Genomic DNA, 15289 nt, shown 5'->3' on the forward strand with positions numbered 1-15289 from the left:
CTAGAAACGCTCCTCTCGCGTCGGCACGGCGCGGACCGTCCGCACCTTGCCTTGTCCTCCCCCCGCCAGCACGCCGGCGGTTTCCAACTTCTCCAGCGCCTTGGCTACCGTGGGACGTGATACCCCAAACCGTTCAGCCAGCGCGGAAGCACTCAGGAACGCTTCCCCCGCTTCGAGCCCATCAGCCGTGATGATGTCCGCGATCCGCTGATCGAGCGGGCGCCGGTCGGACCGCTCACCGACCCGTACGACGCGCCACCGTCCACCGGGGACCGATTCGGCCACGCCATCGCGCTGGAGAACACCGAAGGCGCGCAGCGCAACACCGCGCGAGATCTTGTAGTCGCGCATGAGATCAGCCGCGGAAGGAAGCTCCGTCATCTCGGGGTCCGCCTCAATGCGAGCCTTGATCGCTTCCGCGACTTTCAGATAGGTCCCCCGAGCGCTGGCCGATTGCGACACCCATCTACCTCCGTGTGTGGCTGGCACCTCGTTCAAGCTTCCCACGGCTGCAACAAGCCGATGAGCGTACGCACCTGCAGGAGACGTGCCCTCACGCCCGACGCCATGGCGTCCCTCCATGGGCAAGGACGCCCTTCTCGGGGCCGAGTGGCAGCGCATCGGGGGTTGGCGCAACATGGAGAGGTCCCCATTGACTTCCCGACTCGCCAAGCCGCGAGGAGGACGCATGGCAATAGGGCAGGTACAGCCGCAGCAGCAACATGATGCCTGGACGCATCTTCTCGGGTGGGCGAGCCTCGTCGGAACGCTCCTTGCTGCTGGCGCCACCGCGTTCTTAGCTGTATTGGGCGTTGACGCCAGTCTTGTCGCAGCAACAGGTATCCTTAGTGGTTTTATCTGCTTCTTCTTCTCCGTCCAGGCATGGTGGGGGAGGATATCTCGACAGGATAAAGCGGAAAACGCTGCCCAGCAGCCTGCCGCTCAGCAAGGCGCTGCCCAGCAGCCTGCCGCTCAGCAAGGCGATGACAAGTTGCCTGGGATCGTGACGACGGGTGCCGGCCTTGCAGTCACTGTCCAAGGTGTCGTCCTGGGTTTCATTTTTGCATTCTTTAAAGCAGGATCCATGACCCCGACGGTCAAGGTCGCCGTAACCTCTCTCGCCTTTGGGGTGGCGATAGGGCTTCTGCTCGTTAATGTTGCATCTATTTCAATACCTGGGCGTCGGACTCGCAAATTTGCATCATTGCTCTTCACCGTCACCATGTGGACGTTCACGTACGGGCTAGCCTGCCTGGTTAGCTCGGTCATGTAAGGGGTGCATAGATGGCGGGTGCAGCAAGAGAGGCACTGCAGCGAAGCGGATTTTTCACCTTTACCGACGGTGCGCAGGATGCGAAAGTCATAGAGGGGTTGGTGGACCTCAATCAGGCCTACCGCTATGGTGGTCCGCGTCCCCTTGTTGATCATATCGGGATTGCGGCTGCGGAGTTTGCCACTGTAGAGAATGGGGTGATGGAAGACTGGGGCGGATATCCTGTGATCGTGTCGAGTCGACACCTGAAGATGGCGTCCTTTAAATTCAATTGCACTCTCGGGGATATTTGCGTACCATCTGTGCCGCCAGAGGGTCTGGTTCTCGACCGGATTTCGGTGTTTTCGGCCGATGTTGTGAGGCTCTGGCGTATTCTGGAGCGTCATGGCGGGCTAGTTAAATTGAGTAACGGGCCTCAAGAGTTGCATTCTGTAGTTCGTGAACTTGAGATATATTACGCAGACCACCCGTCTGAAACTGTCAGGGTATTCTTGGCGAGAAAATTCGTCAGAGTCCAAGGTCTATTGTGGAGGTTGCAGCTAACCACAGCGTCGTATCCTGGCTTTGAGGGCGACCCTTATCGGGCCTTGCTTGAGTCGAGTGAGGCGCTCGGTCTATCTCGTGAGGGGTAGAGGGGCACCAGTTCGCGCGGTCCAGGTGTGCACACCACCCCGGTCTCAATCTGCCCCCAGTCCGTGCGCATCCGTTGTTGTCCGCTGAATTCCGGAAGCCTCTGCGAGCGGGTAGGGAGGGAGTAGCCGATCAATCTTGAGGGGAGCTCGCGGCTGCCGACCTCTGCCGACCTCTGCCGACCTCTGCCGGAACACCCATTCTGCGGCACGGACCTGGCCGCTGTATCGGTTGCCGGCAGGTACGAGGCGGGCAAGGGGCCCGATCAGCACCCCAGTGAGGCGGTTCCGGGGAAGACCTGGGGTCGAAGCCACGGACGGATCCTGCGGGGCGTCGCTGGCCGCGCTACAAGTCGGGCTACGACGCCTCAGTTGCGTTCTGCCAGTGGTGATTCAAAGGGAGGGCAGTGAGTCGAGGCGACACGGATGCGTGCTGTTGCACTTCGCCCTGGTGGCTAGCGCGTCATAGGACCGTACTGCCAGCCATGTTTCTCTGCCTTGTCACGCAAGGTGCTGGCGCGCTTGTGTTGGTCGCCCTTGCTCTGTACTGCCTTGAAATCGACGTAGGCGTGAGCCGGAGGTCGTTCGAAACCGTCGTCAACCTGGGAATCATCGACGACTCTTAGGCCGACCTCGTGCACTTCTGCGACATCCACGTAATAGACACCAACGGAAGAGTAACCCAGTACCTCAGTGTGATGGCGGTACGACTCTTCTGGCGTGACCAGGGAAGACCTTGTTACCGATACTTCGCCGGTGTCTTTGGGTGTGGGCCGGAAAAGCTGACTGCTGACCCGTCCGTCGTGGACCCAGCTAGGGTTCACTTGACGCCATAGCTTTTCTTCCTGGTTCGTTATTTCGGACTCGCCAGGTCGGAGGGTAGAGTCATCAGTCGGCATATTGGGTGATCCCCCCGGTCACAAAATCTGTAATTTCTTCTAGCTGGCGCCAGTGGAATTGCTTAGTGATCTCTTTGTCGTCCTCCTTCGAAAAGGCGTAGGCCTCCGCCTTGTCTTCAGGTAGGACGATCACAGTGACCTCACCCCTCGTGAAGGGCCATTCGAGCTGTACGCCCCCCTCTTCCGTGGGGTAGATGTAAGGCCGCTCAATCTGAGCATCGAGGAATTCAAGCAGAAGAGACTCAACTTCGCGTAGTAGTTTGCGACTCACCTCCTTCCCCACGCCATCAAGCCAGCCTTTCTCAAGCGCCTGCAAGGTCACCAAGCGTTCTGACCATTCGGGCGGCAGGACGGGTTCGATGGATAGAACGTCTTGGATTTCGATAGTCTCGCCATCAATTGACTGGATGGCGACAACATTGACGGCGACTGTGGGGGCCATCGTTGATCGATCTAGATATTGCCTGAGATCTGCAACAATGTCATCGGACGAGAAGCGTCCTGGAACCGATTTTCCGCTGGTTAGACGGAAGTCGAAAGTCCCTTTTTCTGCATTAACGCCCACCACTTGACCTGAGGTGAGCGTCTCAATCTCAAACCTCTCCAGGCGGGCCTGCTCATGGATCAGGCGACGGACCGGCTGCGAGTAAATTGCAGCGGACTGTTTCCCGCTATCAAATTCGATGAATTCGCCGTCTTGTAGGCTTCGTCCGAATCGGGAGAACTCGCGGAGCGCGTGAGGGGGGAAAGTCCGAGGGATTCCTGAGCCAGACTGGATGGATCGCAAAGTGTCCTGGATCAGGATGCGCGCTTCGTCGAAAATCCCCGCGTCTGTATCGTCGAACAGGGCATCAGAGTCGGCTCTGGCTCGCTCAAGAACAGGAATCACGCTTCCTGTTTGAATGCCGGAAAGTCGAAGGGAGAATGAAGACGCGAAGCCCCGCGGTACGCGCTGGCGTGTGGCGTGCCGCTGCTTGTACAGGCCGCGCGCAACGTCGACTACGAGGCGCTCGTACCTCGCGAACTCGGCCAAGACCTCTACGGGAAGGCCGTGTTGCTCGTATCGGCCACCTCGTAGGCGCCAAGATCCAAAATTTCGACTATCCGTCCCCATGCCCCCACCCTACTGAGACGGCATCCATGCTCATGCTGTCCACTCCAATGGAACAAGTTTCCTCCCGAGCGACTCTTGATGCAATCGAACAGCAACCTTGGCCTCACGGAGCGTGCCTGTTGCTCGGACGTGATGAGCAGGGCGGGGGATCGCCAGCGCGGCAGGGCTCCCGTACTGGGAGCCTTGCCGCTCTTGGGGGGAGACGGCTCTACTCGAGGTTAGTGGGTTCCTCGGCAGCTGACCCGCTCCGCTGCTGCGCAGGGATGCGGTTCTGGCCCACCCGGCGGGTCTCGACCAGCACGCGGAGTTCCTTCGGTGTAGGCCAGGGCGCACGACGGTGGACCATTCGATGGCAGTTCGCGCAGATGAGTGCGAGGTCGCCGAGTCTGGTGCGGCCCTCGCCGGCCTCGTGCAGCGGGACGACGTGGTGGCACTCGATGTAGCCGTCTCCCCGCTCGCCGTAGACCTCTTCGAAGTCGAAGCCGCATACCTCGCAGCTCAGCCGTCCGCCCTGTCGAAGAACCGCGGCGATCTTCTGCTTGCGCAGGGACTTGTTCCGCTCCCGGCTCAAGTGCCGACGCATCAGGAGTCGTCCCTCAGGCGCGCTGTAGTCGTCCAGTGCCTCTTCGCCGTCTCGTGGGAGGCTCTGGAGGTCGCCTGTGGTGATGCCTTGCTGGATGAGCTGAGCCACCTCAGTCATCTCTGTCGGCTTGGCAAGGTAGTCGTTCAATACCTCAACATCGAGGGCTCCGCCGTTGGTGGGCTTGCCGTGATAGTCCGGATGCCGCGTGGCGATATCGAACGTCTTGCGAGCCACTCCGTTCGGGTTCCGGAACTTCTCGTTGCGGTCGACCTCAGAGTGAATTGGCATCAGTTGCAGGAGGTCGGACAACTCGATGACACGCTGGTCGTTCGCGTCGAGTCCCTTCCAGCCGTTGGCCATCACGAGACGGCAGGCCAGGATGATCTCGTCACGTGCCCAGTCGGGGTTCTTGACGGTCTTGACCGTGAACCCGGCGCGTTTGAGCCAGGCCGCTGCGTGGTCCTTGCCTCCGCTGAACTCTGCTGGAAGTAGTGCCCGGCCGTGGTCCCACTTGTGTGCCGCTCCGACGATGGCTTTGGAGTCGTACCACCGCCCCTCATGTATGAGGACGTATGAGAGGGACTCACTGAAGCCGTACGCCGCGAGGAACTCAGTCCGGCCCAACTGGTCGTACTCGGCGATGGCCCTGAGTACGGCGTCCCGTGTGATCGCACCTATGCGCATGGTGGAAGGCTACGGCCAGGCGCTGACGGCGAGACCTCGGTGATCGACACCCGGAGGTAGCGTGTCGCGGACTCGTCTTCGCACTCATGGCTCGCGTCCAGGGCAAGGCTTTGTCGACGCGCGGCTTCCCAGTGGGGGCCTCCGTGAAAACGTGGACGGCCCCCACTGGGCTGACGCGGATACTCAGCTTGCTGTCGGCCAGCGCTCCCGGTCGTACGGCAGCAGCCATCCGGTGAGGTCACCAGCGATACGCCGTACCTGCGGCTCCGGTGTCGAGTAGCGCAGCGGCAGGACGTAGAGGCCGTCCCACTTGTGGGCCTTCGGGAGGTCGTGGAGGTACTCCCTGATGTGGCTGGCAAGACCGTCCACATCGTGCGGCCGACAGACCGAGCCGATGTAGCAGACGGTCCCGCTGGGGTCCTCGGCGACATAGACCGCGCAGGACACCTCGGGCAGGAAGTCCGGGGCGACGGAATGCCTTTCGGGCGTCGCCTTGAGCAGGCTTGTCCCGCAGAGATCGGCGAGCGCCATGTAAGTGCCCTTCTTCATCAGGCCGTCTCGCTCTCGTCCTCGGTGCCGTCGTCCTCGTTCGTCCCGTCATCACTAGCCGAGGGGCCGGCGTCTACGGCCGCCTCCCACCAGTCCTCAGCGGTTCCCAGCATGTTCTTAAGCTGGTCCCTGAGCAGGCGGGCCTGAGCGCGGCCGCGCTGTTCGATCAGCGCCACCCCGTTCTCGTCCTTAACGCCTCCGAGGTTCCGCATCGCGTCAGCCAGAAGCCTGAGGGCACCTTGTGTGTCCTTGAGCCAGCGCTGGTACTTCGCTTCGAGGGCCGCCTCCTCGTCCAGGGGCTCCTGCTTCTCCTTGTCCTTCGGGGCCAGATCCTCGCGGAGGAACCTGTTGTCGATGTAGATGTCCGCACCCGCCGCACTAGCCTCGGGATGTCCCTGAGCGTCCACCTGCCGCGGCCGGAGACCGGCACGGTCATCCTCGACCGCCTGCCGCAGATGGTGCAGGCCGTGCTCGGTCTCGAGCAGCTCCTGCATGATGTCGGCCGGAGGGCGACGGTCGCTGCCTGCTCCGATGTCGTGTCTCGGGCCGCTGATTGCCTTGTGCTTTACGAGGACGTATGCCGCACGGACCCACAACTCGGTTCCCGCAGGTCCGCCAGCCTCGCCGTTCTCCAGCTCCTTGAGCGCAGCCTGGAACAGGGCTTCCGGCGTGCGCCGCGTCGGCTTCCACACGTTGGCCTGGCTCAGGTGCGACGGCAGGGCACTCTCCAGCGTCTTGCGGAAAGCCGCCAGGTCCGGCTCCGAGGCCTTGCCCCGCTGCTCCCGGGCGATCATCTCGACCCCGAGCGGAAGCTTGGTCCTCAGCGTCACGTTCTTGCGGCGCTGCCCGTTCAACGGCTCCCCATCGGCGAGAACCAGGGCGATGGGCTTGCGTACCGCGTCATGGATCTTGGGCTCACGCGTGGTGAAGAGGTGCACGATGCGCGCCGCCCGGTCGTCCAGGAAGGCCGGGATCTTGTTCTGCTCGGCCTCCTCCTGAGTCAGTCGGCCGGCCAGCCAGTCGGCTTCAACATCGCTCGGGACAACGGCTGCCGCACGTGCCGCGAGGAGGCACTCCTCTGCGAGCATCGTGTACTTCGCAGGGTCGCTCCAGGGTGTCTTCGTGTTGAGGTGGTCCTGGGCGACGCGGGCCTTGATCGCCTGCGCGAGATCCACCGTGCCGGGGGTATCTGGTACCACGCCGATGATGAGCTCGAAGTCGGTAACGGCGCACCGCACCGCTGACTTCTCCGTCTCCTCGATTTTGCTCTTCGGCTTGTCTGCGTAACTGTTGATCTTGTCGATGTGGGTCTGCATGGCAGCCGCGCCGCGAGGCAGCTGGAACAGGACCTCGTCGGCATTGACACGCAGACAGTAGAGACCGTGGCTCGTACGCGTCGATCCCTCGCGGACGAAGATGTGGGCGGTCGGGTTTTCGCCCTCCGCGTCGTACGACACAGTGGTGGCGACGCCGATCGGCGGGTCCATGATGCCCTGGTCGTCAATGCTCGGATTCGGGACGTTCTGGTTGCGCGTCGTCTCCATGGCCCACGTGAGCTGGGCCGCAAGCGCCGCGCGGCTCGCGACGCGTACGGACATCTCACCTACGCCTGCCTCGGCCGTCGGCGTGAGAGTGGCAGGGGGCGCTCCGGCGCTTCCGGCGAGAGGAAAGTTGATCCGGTCGGCGTTGCGAGGGTTCAGCGGGTCCGGCGCGAGGCGCGCGGTGTACACCTGTCCCGAGACGACGAGCAGATCCGCGCCGGGGATGCGGCGGCGCTGGGGGTTTTCGACCTGTGGCAGGACAGCGGCGGGATTGGTCCAGATCGTCGAGATCGCTCCCGCGGCCTGGTCACTCATGCCGTGCTTTTTCAGTGCGGCACGCAGATTCTTGTGCTGGACGGAGTCCGGGATGTCAGGCACTCGTCGAACAGGCTTGGGAAGCTCGGTCTTCTCACCGCGGATCGTCGCACCGGAATTGGGGCTGAGAGGCATTTGAGGCCCTCCTCGTGGTCCCCCCACGGGAACCACTCCCGCGGAGGCATACACGCGGGAGCCGGAATTGCCGATCCAGCCCTCGCACCCACGCTCTGCGGATCCTGGCCCGCATCACAGGGAGCGGTAGGAGCACATCCAGCCTGCGTAGTCCGGCCTCGGCGCTCAGTCAGTGCTGGCGCTGTACGGGCCTCGCTCTTCCTCCCTGCGAAGTCGGCGCTTCTTGGAAGGACGCAAGCACGCGTTTCCTACAACTAGAACCAGTCTCGGCCTGTCGGTGCCGAGTAGGCAAGCGAATAACCGGCGAAGACAGAAAATGATCATTCTGGCGCGGGTTTGGGGCCGGGCGGATCCATGATCAGGACGAGGTGTGGACGGAAACGGTCTGTGCGACGTCTGCACCCAGTCAAGCCGCAGGTCAGGCCCAGCGTGGCGCGGAAGTCCTGGTGAGGCTGTAAATCTGCCGGCTCAGCCTTCCCAGGTTCGAATCCTGGCGCCGCCACGCTGAGAGAGGAAACCCCTCCGAACTGCGGAAACGCAGAGCGGAGGGGTTTCTTCGTGTCCAGGGCCCGGCTCCGCGGGGGTTTCAGCCGTTCTCCGGGGTCTCGTCCGCGCCCTGGGGCGGCTTCGCCGCCCTCTTCACCTCCACCTCGACATCGGTGCGGGGCTTCTTCTCGTCCTTGGCGTACTCCGTCACCGAGGTCTGGGCGTCGCGGGCGAGGTCGCGCCAGGCGCGCCAGGCCGTCTCGTAGGTGTCCGTCTGGGTCTCCGACCAAGGAGCGGTCGTCGGCGCGCCGTACGCGTCCCGCAACTGCTCGACCCTCGCGTGCGCCTCGTCGGCCGCACGCTGCTTCTCCACGAGTTCCTCGAAGGTATGTGCCACGTGTACGGATGCTAGGGACGTGACGGCGGTTCCGCGCGGCGAGCGGGGCGCGTCCGGGCACGGGGTACCCGCGTGGCCCACTGGGGCACACTGACCTCATGTCCAGCCTGTCGAGCCGTCGCAGAAGCTGTCCGGAGTGCCGTCGCGAGATCGCCGTCGTCGCCGGACGCTTCGCCCGGCACGACCCGCCCGGGACCAGGGAGAGCGGGGACCTCGTCTCCTGCCCGGGCTCCCGGAGGACGGCGCAACTGGGCGCCGCCCAACCGTCGTTGGACGGGTACGTGGTCCCGAACTTTCCGGGACAGCTGCCGCTCTTCTAACGCGCCCGCACGCCGCACGTGCCCCCGCCCACGTGGCGCTGCCGCGCGCCCCCGCCGCGCGCGTGCCCGCGTGCGGCAGCGCCCCGCGCCCCCGGACAACCGCACGAAGGCCGCCCGACAGCCCCTGGACCGGCCTTTGCGGCCGCTCCGGCCCCGCCTCGGAGGCTGCCCCGGGCCGCCAGGGCCTCAGTTCCCCGCCACCGCCTTCACGGCGACCGAGACCGGCGTCGAGCCGCCGATCAGCTCCAGGGTGAGGCCCGACGTGGCCGGCGAGTCGAGGAGTTCCGCCAGCACGGCGGCCACGTCCTCCCGCGGGACGGGGCCGCGGCCCGTGCGGGCCTCCAGACGGACCAGGCCGGTCCCGGCGTCGTCCGTGAGCGCGCCCGGGCGCAGGATCGTCCAGTCGAGGGAGTCCAGTCCCCGCACGTACGCGTCCGCCGCGCCCTTGGCGCGCAGGTAGACGTCGAAGACCTCGTCGCCCCGGTGCTCAGCGTCCGCGCCCATGGACGACACGATCAGGAAGCGCCGGACGCCCGCCCGGACCGCCGCGTCCGCGAACAGCACCGCCGCGCCCTTGTCCACGCTGTCCTTGCGCTGCACCGCGCTGCCCGGGCCGGCGCCCGCCGCGAACACCGCCGCGTCCGCGCCCCGCAGCCGCTCCGCGACCTCTTCGACGGACGCCGACTCCAGGTCCAGGACGATCGGTTCGGCGCCGGCCGTCCTCAGGTCGTCGCTCTGTTCGGCTTTGCGGATGATCCCCGCGACCTCGTTGCCGCGCGCGGCGAGCAACCGCTCGAGCCGCAGCGCGATCTGACCATGACCACCAGCGATGACTATGCGCATGGTTCCGACCGTACGCCCGGGCGTCCCCGTCCGCCGCCGCACGCCCCCAACCGCCACCGCACAGCCCCAATCGCCACCGCATGCCCCCATCGGCCACCGCGCGACCGCGTGGACGGCGTCCGGGGCGGACCCTGCCGCCTCCGCCGCGCCGGGGCGCACGCCCCCGCCCCGCGGCCGCGACCGACGCTACGACGGGTCGCCCCGCCCCTGCCGTGGCAGGCCCAGCTCCTCGGCGGCCGCCGAGTTGCAGTACTCGCGCACAGCGCTCGTGCGGGCCACCACGCGCCCCCGGTGGATCACGATCCGGCTGTACGCCAGCGACAGGACCCCTGCCAGGCGGTCGCCGCGGACGGCGAGGAGGTCGGCCGGGAAGCCGGCCTCCACCCGGACCTCGGGCAGGCCCAGGGCGGCCCGCGCGGACGTGCTGACGGCGTCGTAGGCGTCCTCGGGACGCAGTCCGTGGCGCGAGGCGAGCAGATAGGCCGCCTCGAGGGGGTCCCCGCGACCCACCGGGTTGCAGACGTCCCGCAACGCGCCGCTGCCGGCGGCCAGCCGCACCCCGGCCGCACGCAACAGCCGTACGGGCGCGGGGCGCCGGTCCTCGACGGCGCCGCAGCCGCCCTGGGGCAGGCAGACCACCGTCACGCCCGCCGCGGCCAGTTGGTCGGCGGTGCGGGCGGCCGCCTCGGCCGGGAGGCGGCCGAGGCCGCCGCAGGGGCTGAGGGCGACGCCGGGCCGCAGCCCGCCTGCCATCGCGGCGAGGCGGGCGAGCCGAGCCGGGTCGGCGGCGTCGGTGTGCAGGTCGACGGGGCAGCCGTGCTCGGAGGCGACCTCGAGCACGGTCTCCACGTAGCCCGCGGGATCGGGGTCCAGGTCCGGGCAGCCGCCGACCACCGCGGCGCCCATCTTCACCGCGTCGCGCAGCATCGCGAGCCCGTCCGCCCCCGCCGCCCCGGTCAGCACCCGCGGCATCGCCACCGCCGACAGATCCGCCAGCCCGCGCAGCGAGCGCCGGGCCTGCAGGACGGCCGCCAGCGCGCCGAGGCCCTGGACGTCCCCCACGCGCACGTGGGCGCGCAGCGCGGTCGCGCCGTGGCCGAGCTGCAGCAGCGCCGCCTCGGTGGCGCGGCGCTGGACGTCGTGCGGGGCGTACGGGACGGGACCGTCGGCGTCCGCGGTGAGCGCGGTGTCGGGGTGTGCGTGCGGCTCTGCGGGGGCCGGGAGCAGGAGATAGCCGTCGAGGTCCACGCGTCCTCCGCCGCGGGCCGGGCCGGTGGCCAGACTCCCGGCGGTTCCGACCGCCTCGATGCGCCCGCGGCCCAGCCGTACGTCCACGGTGCGGCCGTCCGTCAGGCGCGCCCCGCACAACAGCAGGGCGGCCGGGTCCGGCGTGCCCGAGGAGGCGCCGGAGGAGGACCACGAGTGGGGCGGCTGCGGCCGGCTGTCGGGCATCGGGCTCCAGGGGCTCGGGACTGCGCGGGGCGCAGAGGACGCTGAGGATGCAGGCGTCCTGGCGGGACGCATGATCACGCAGAGTGAGTCGAGCCTAGGGCGGTGCTTCGGCGAGGGCGGGGAGGAGCGCAATAGTCGTACCGGCGTGGTCCGCTGTGCCGGAGGGGCTCGGGAGACCCTCGGGACCCGTGGGAAACGGACGCCCGTACGACCCCGGAAGAGGGGCCGGTGGGCCTCGCGAAACGGATTTGGGCGAACGGCTGCGGACCGTGTAATGTCTTCATCGCTCGCCCCAATAGCTCAGTCGGTAGAGCGTCTCCATGGTAAGGAGAAGGTCTACGGTTCGATTCCGTATTGGGGCTCTGGTGGGTGAGGTTCCCGTCGCGAGGCGGGGCCTGATCCCATCAAAGCGGTGTAGCTCAGTCGGTAGAGCAAGCGGCTCATAATCGCTGTGTCACCGGTTCAAGTCCGGTCACCGCTACTGACGGTAGCCGATTGTGGGGTCGGTCCTTCGATCGGCTACTCTTTTATGCGTTCATCTGTCCCATCCGTTCGTCAAGGAGCACTCACGTGGCTGCCACCGACGTCCGCCCGAAGATCACGCTGGCCTGCGTGGAGTGCAAGGAGCGGAACTACATCACCAAGAAGAACCGGCGTAACAACCCGGACCGACTGGAGATGAAGAAGCACTGCCCGCGTTGCAACGCGCACACCGCGCACCGCGAAACGCGATAAATCAGGCTCGTATGCGAGGCCGTCCCCGAGTGATCGGGGGCGGCCTCGCGTCGTTGAGCGACCCGTACCGGTCAGTAGAGCGACGCACAGCGACGCAGAGAACCAGGAGGTGCCGAGGCCCATGGCGCTCGACCAGTCCTTCGTCGGGCGGAGCTACCCGCCCACCGATCCCTACGAGGTCGGCCGCGAGAAGATCCGCGAGTTCGCCGAGGCCGTGGGGGACGACAACCCGGTGTACACCGACCCGGAGGTCGCCAAGGCGCTCGGGTACGCCGATGTGATCGCGCCGCCCACCTTCGTGTTCTCGATCACCTTCAAGGCGGCGGGACAGGTTGTCCAGGACCCTCAGCTGGGCCTCGACTACAGCCGTGTGGTGCACGGCGACCAGAAGTTCGCCTACCGGCGCCCGGTGCGCGCCGGTGACCGGCTGACCGTCACCTCGACCATCGAGGCCGTCAAGTCCATGGCGGGCAACGACATCCTGGACGTCCGGGGCGAGGTCCACGACGAGACCGGCGAGCACGTGGTGACCGCCTGGACCAAGCTGGTCGCCCGTGCGGCGGAGCCGGCGCAGACCGACGGGGAGGCGTGAGGAACCCGATGACGACGAAGATCGCTTACGACGACGTCGAGGTCGGCGCCGAACTGCCGGCCCGGTCCTTCCCGGTGAACCGGGCCGCCCTCGTCCGGTACGCGGGCGCCTCCGGGGACTTCAACCCCATCCACTGGAACGAGAAGTTCGCCAAGGAGGTGGGCCTGCCGGACGTCATCGCGCACGGCATGTTCACGATGGCCGAGGCGATCCGCGTCGTGACCGACTGGACCGGCGACCCGGGCGCCCTCGTGGACTACGGCGTCCGCTTCACCAGGCCGGTCGTCGTCCCGAACGACGACCAGGGCGCGGTGATCGAGGTCACCGGCAAGGTGGCCGCCAAGCTCGACGACAACACCGTGCGGGTGGACCTGACGGTGACCAGCGGCGGCCAGAAGGTCCTGGGCATGTCCCGGGCTGTCGTACGACTGGCCTGAGCAGCAGGCAACAAGCAGCGAGCGGTAAGGGGCGTCTTCCATGGGGAGGCGCCCCTTACGCGTGACGGGCGGGCCGGGCTGTCGGCGGTGTCTCGTAGGCTGGGCGGGTGCAGGAACTCCACGATGCCCCGCTCGCCCCGCTGACCACCTTCCGGCTGGGCGGCCCCGCCACCAGGCTGGTGACCGCCGCCACCGACGCCGAGGTGGTCGCCGCCGTGCGCGAGGCCGACGCCGGCGGCACGCCGTTGCTGATCGTCGGCGGCGGCTCCAACCTCGTCATCGGCGACAAGGGCTTCGAGGGGACGGCCCTGCGCATCGCCACCCGCGGCCACGACATCACCGGGACGCGGCTGGAACTGGCCGCGGGCGAGGTGTGGAGCGACGCCGTCGCCCGCACGGTTGCGGCCGGCCTGGCCGGCGTCGAGTGCCTGGCCGGCATCCCCGGTTCGGCGGGCGCCACCCCGATCCAGAACGTGGGGGCGTACGGCCAGGAGGTCTCCAGCACGATCACCGAGGTGGTCGCCTACGACCGCCGGGCGGGCGAGACGGTCGCGCTCACCAACGAGGAGTGCGCCTTCGCCTACCGGCACAGCCGCTTCAAGGCCGACCCGGAGCGCTACGTCGTCCTGCGCGTCCGCTTCGAGCTGGAGGACGCCGACGGCCTGTCGGCGCCCCTGAAGTACGCCGAGACGGCCCGCGCGCTGGGCGTCGGGCCGGGCGACCGGGTGCCGCTCGCCGACGCGCGCGACACCGTGCTGAAGCTGCGCGCCGGTAAGGGCATGGTGCTGGACGCCGAGGACCACGACACCTGGTCGGCCGGCTCCTTCTTCACCAACCCGATCCTCACCGACGCCGACTTCGCCGCGTTCCACGCACGCGTGAAGGAGCGGCTGGGCGACGGCGCGGAGCCGCCCGCCTACCCGGCAGACGAGGGACACACCAAGACCTCCGCGGCCTGGCTGATCGACAAGGCGGGCTTCACCAAGGGATACGGCAGCGGCCCCGCGCGGATCTCCACCAAGCACACCCTCGCCCTCACCAACCGGGGCGCGGCGACCACGGAGGACCTGCTGGCGCTGGCCCGTGAGGTCGTCGCCGGCGTGCGCGAGACGTTCGGGGTCACCCTGGTCAACGAGCCGGTGATGGTGGGCGTAGGGCTGTAGGGCACGGGGGCGCGGCCCCGGTCGGCTCGCGGAGCCCGGGACGCGGCCTCACCGCCCCGGGCTCAGCGGCGGGCTCAGGACGCCAGCCAGTCGTCCACGCCCGACAGCAGCTTTCGGCGTACGTCCTCGGGCGCCGCCGAGCCCCGCACCGACTGCCGGGCCAGTTCCGCCAACTCCTCGTCCGTGAAGGCGTGGTGGCGGCGGGCGATCTCGTACTGGGCGGCCAGGCGCGAGCCGAACAGCAGCGGGTCGTCGGCGCCCAGCGCCATGGGGACGCCCGCGTCGAACAAGGTCCGCAGCGGAACGTCCTCGGGCTTGTCGTACACGCCCAGGGCCACGTTCGACGCCGGACACACCTCGCAGGTCACCCCGCGTTCGGCGAGCTTGCGCAGCAGCCGGGGGTCCTCGGCCGCCCGCACGCCGTGCCCGAGCCGGTTCGCGTGCAGGTCGTCCAGGCAGTCGCGGACGGACGACGGGCCGGTCAGCTCGCCGCCGTGCGGGGCGGACAGCAGACCGCCCTCGCGGGCGATCGCGAAGGCCCGGTCGAAGTCCCGTGCCATGCCCCTGCGTTCGTCGTTGGAGAGCCCGAAGCCGACCACCCCGCGCTCCGCGTACCGCACGGCCAGCCGGGCCAGGGTGCGGGCGTCCAGCGGGTGCTTCATCCGGTTGGCCGCGACCAGCACCCGCATCCCGAGCCCGGTCTCGCGCGACGTCGTCTCCACCGCGTCCAGGATGATCTCCAGCGCCGGGATCAGCCCGCCCAGCCGGGGCGCGTACGACGTCGGGTCGACCTGGATCTCCAGCCAGTGCGAGCCGTCCCTGAGGTCCTCCTCGGCGGCCTCGCGCACCAGCCGCTGGATGTCCTCCGGCTCCCGCAGACACGAGCGGGCCGCGTCGTACAGGCGCTGGAAGCGGAACCAGCCGCGCTCGTCCGTCGCACGCAGCTTGGGCGGCTCCCCGCTGGTCAGCGCCTCGGTCAGCGCGTCGGGCAGGCGGACGCCGTACTTGTCGGCCAGCTCCAGCACGGTGGCCGGCCGCATCGACCCGGTGAAGTGCAGGTGCAGATGGGCTTTCGGCAGCTCAGAGACATCACGTACACGCTCCATCCATGGATCCTGCCGCATGCCCCGGGGGTCCCGGTA

General features: G+C 67.4%; 17 protein-coding genes and 2 tRNA genes. 9 read left to right on the forward strand and 10 right to left on the reverse strand.

Features of this window, described 5'->3' with window-relative positions:
• Positions 1-462 (reverse strand): GntR family transcriptional regulator, encoded by a 462-nt coding sequence (locus ABT300_RS00415; RefSeq protein WP_351669897.1) that lies wholly within the window; start codon positions 460-462, stop codon positions 1-3.
• A gap of 226 nt (positions 463-688) precedes the next feature.
• Here ABT300_RS00415 and ABT300_RS00420 point away from each other — a divergent pair, with 226 nt between their 5' ends.
• Together ABT300_RS00420 and ABT300_RS00425 are read left to right on the forward strand one after the other, a co-directional pair.
• Positions 689-1273: a hypothetical protein gene (locus ABT300_RS00420; RefSeq protein ID WP_351669900.1), complete on the forward strand. Its 585-nt coding sequence runs from the start codon at positions 689-691 to the stop codon at positions 1271-1273.
• Between the two features lie 11 nt (positions 1274-1284).
• On the forward strand, positions 1285-1905 hold the full coding sequence (locus ABT300_RS00425; protein ID WP_351669903.1) for a hypothetical protein: 621 nt from the start codon (positions 1285-1287) through the stop codon (positions 1903-1905).
• 452 nt (positions 1906-2357) lie between these two features.
• Here the strand turns inward: ABT300_RS00425 and ABT300_RS00430 are convergent, their stop codons facing one another.
• From ABT300_RS00430 to ABT300_RS00455, 6 genes are all read right to left on the reverse strand, one after another.
• On the reverse strand, positions 2358-2801 hold the full coding sequence (locus ABT300_RS00430; RefSeq protein ID WP_351669906.1) for a hypothetical protein: 444 nt from the start codon (positions 2799-2801) through the stop codon (positions 2358-2360).
• Entirely contained in the window at positions 2791-3834 is a 1044-nt protein-coding gene (locus ABT300_RS00435; protein WP_351669909.1) for a hypothetical protein, read from the reverse strand. Before ABT300_RS00435 ends, ABT300_RS00430 begins: the two co-directional genes overlap by 11 nt.
• A 289-nt stretch (positions 3835-4123) precedes the next feature.
• Positions 4124-5182, reverse strand: coding sequence for an HNH endonuclease (locus ABT300_RS00440; RefSeq protein WP_351669912.1), 1059 nt, complete (start codon positions 5180-5182; stop codon positions 4124-4126).
• Between the two features lie 183 nt (positions 5183-5365).
• Positions 5366-5731: a hypothetical protein gene (locus tag ABT300_RS00445; RefSeq protein WP_351669915.1), complete on the reverse strand. Its 366-nt coding sequence runs from the start codon at positions 5729-5731 to the stop codon at positions 5366-5368.
• Positions 5731-7722, reverse strand: coding sequence for a hypothetical protein (locus ABT300_RS00450; protein ID WP_351669918.1), 1992 nt, complete (start codon positions 7720-7722; stop codon positions 5731-5733). Before ABT300_RS00450 ends, ABT300_RS00445 begins: the two co-directional genes overlap by 1 nt.
• A 586-nt stretch (positions 7723-8308) precedes the next feature.
• The gene (locus ABT300_RS00455; RefSeq protein WP_351669921.1) at positions 8309-8605 is read right to left on the reverse strand and encodes a hypothetical protein; all 297 of its coding nucleotides are present in this window, start codon (positions 8603-8605) and stop codon (positions 8309-8311) included.
• A gap of 107 nt (positions 8606-8712) precedes the next feature.
• Here ABT300_RS00455 and ABT300_RS00460 point away from each other — a divergent pair, with 107 nt between their 5' ends.
• Entirely contained in the window at positions 8713-8925 is a 213-nt protein-coding gene (locus tag ABT300_RS00460) for a hypothetical protein (protein ID WP_351670247.1), read from the forward strand.
• Between the two features lie 186 nt (positions 8926-9111).
• Here the strand turns inward: ABT300_RS00460 and ABT300_RS00465 are convergent, their stop codons facing one another.
• The gene (locus tag ABT300_RS00465; protein ID WP_351669924.1) at positions 9112-9768 is read right to left on the reverse strand and encodes an SDR family oxidoreductase; all 657 of its coding nucleotides are present in this window, start codon (positions 9766-9768) and stop codon (positions 9112-9114) included.
• Between the two features lie 186 nt (positions 9769-9954).
• The gene (locus ABT300_RS00470) at positions 9955-11220 is read right to left on the reverse strand and encodes an amidohydrolase family protein (RefSeq protein ID WP_351669927.1); all 1266 of its coding nucleotides are present in this window, start codon (positions 11218-11220) and stop codon (positions 9955-9957) included.
• Between the two features lie 289 nt (positions 11221-11509).
• Here ABT300_RS00470 and ABT300_RS00475 point away from each other — a divergent pair.
• From ABT300_RS00475 to ABT300_RS00500, 6 genes are all read left to right on the forward strand, one after another.
• Positions 11510-11582: transfer RNA gene (locus ABT300_RS00475), tRNA-Thr, on the forward strand.
• A 46-nt stretch (positions 11583-11628) separates the two neighbouring features.
• Positions 11629-11701: transfer RNA gene (locus tag ABT300_RS00480), tRNA-Met, on the forward strand.
• Positions 11702-11790: 89 nt separating this feature from the next.
• Positions 11791-11955: a 50S ribosomal protein L33 gene (gene rpmG / locus ABT300_RS00485; protein ID WP_003948671.1), complete on the forward strand. Its 165-nt coding sequence runs from the start codon at positions 11791-11793 to the stop codon at positions 11953-11955.
• 121 nt (positions 11956-12076) lie between these two features.
• On the forward strand, positions 12077-12547 hold the full coding sequence (locus ABT300_RS00490; protein WP_351669930.1) for an FAS1-like dehydratase domain-containing protein: 471 nt from the start codon (positions 12077-12079) through the stop codon (positions 12545-12547).
• An 8-nt stretch (positions 12548-12555) separates the two neighbouring features.
• Positions 12556-12984, forward strand: a complete 429-nt coding sequence (locus ABT300_RS00495) for a MaoC family dehydratase (RefSeq protein WP_319277185.1) — start codon at positions 12556-12558, stop codon at positions 12982-12984.
• Between the two features lie 107 nt (positions 12985-13091).
• On the forward strand, positions 13092-14147 hold the full coding sequence (locus ABT300_RS00500; protein WP_351669934.1) for a UDP-N-acetylmuramate dehydrogenase: 1056 nt from the start codon (positions 13092-13094) through the stop codon (positions 14145-14147).
• A 74-nt stretch (positions 14148-14221) separates the two neighbouring features.
• Here ABT300_RS00500 and ABT300_RS00505 read toward each other — a convergent pair whose 3' ends face one another.
• On the reverse strand, positions 14222-15253 hold the full coding sequence (locus ABT300_RS00505) for an adenosine deaminase (RefSeq protein WP_351669937.1): 1032 nt from the start codon (positions 15251-15253) through the stop codon (positions 14222-14224).
• Positions 15254-15289: the final 36 nt, after the last annotated feature.

Origin of the sequence: Streptomyces sp. NPDC001027, assembly GCF_040299045.1 — a bacterium.
GTDB lineage: Bacteria > Actinomycetota > Actinomycetes > Streptomycetales > Streptomycetaceae > Streptomyces.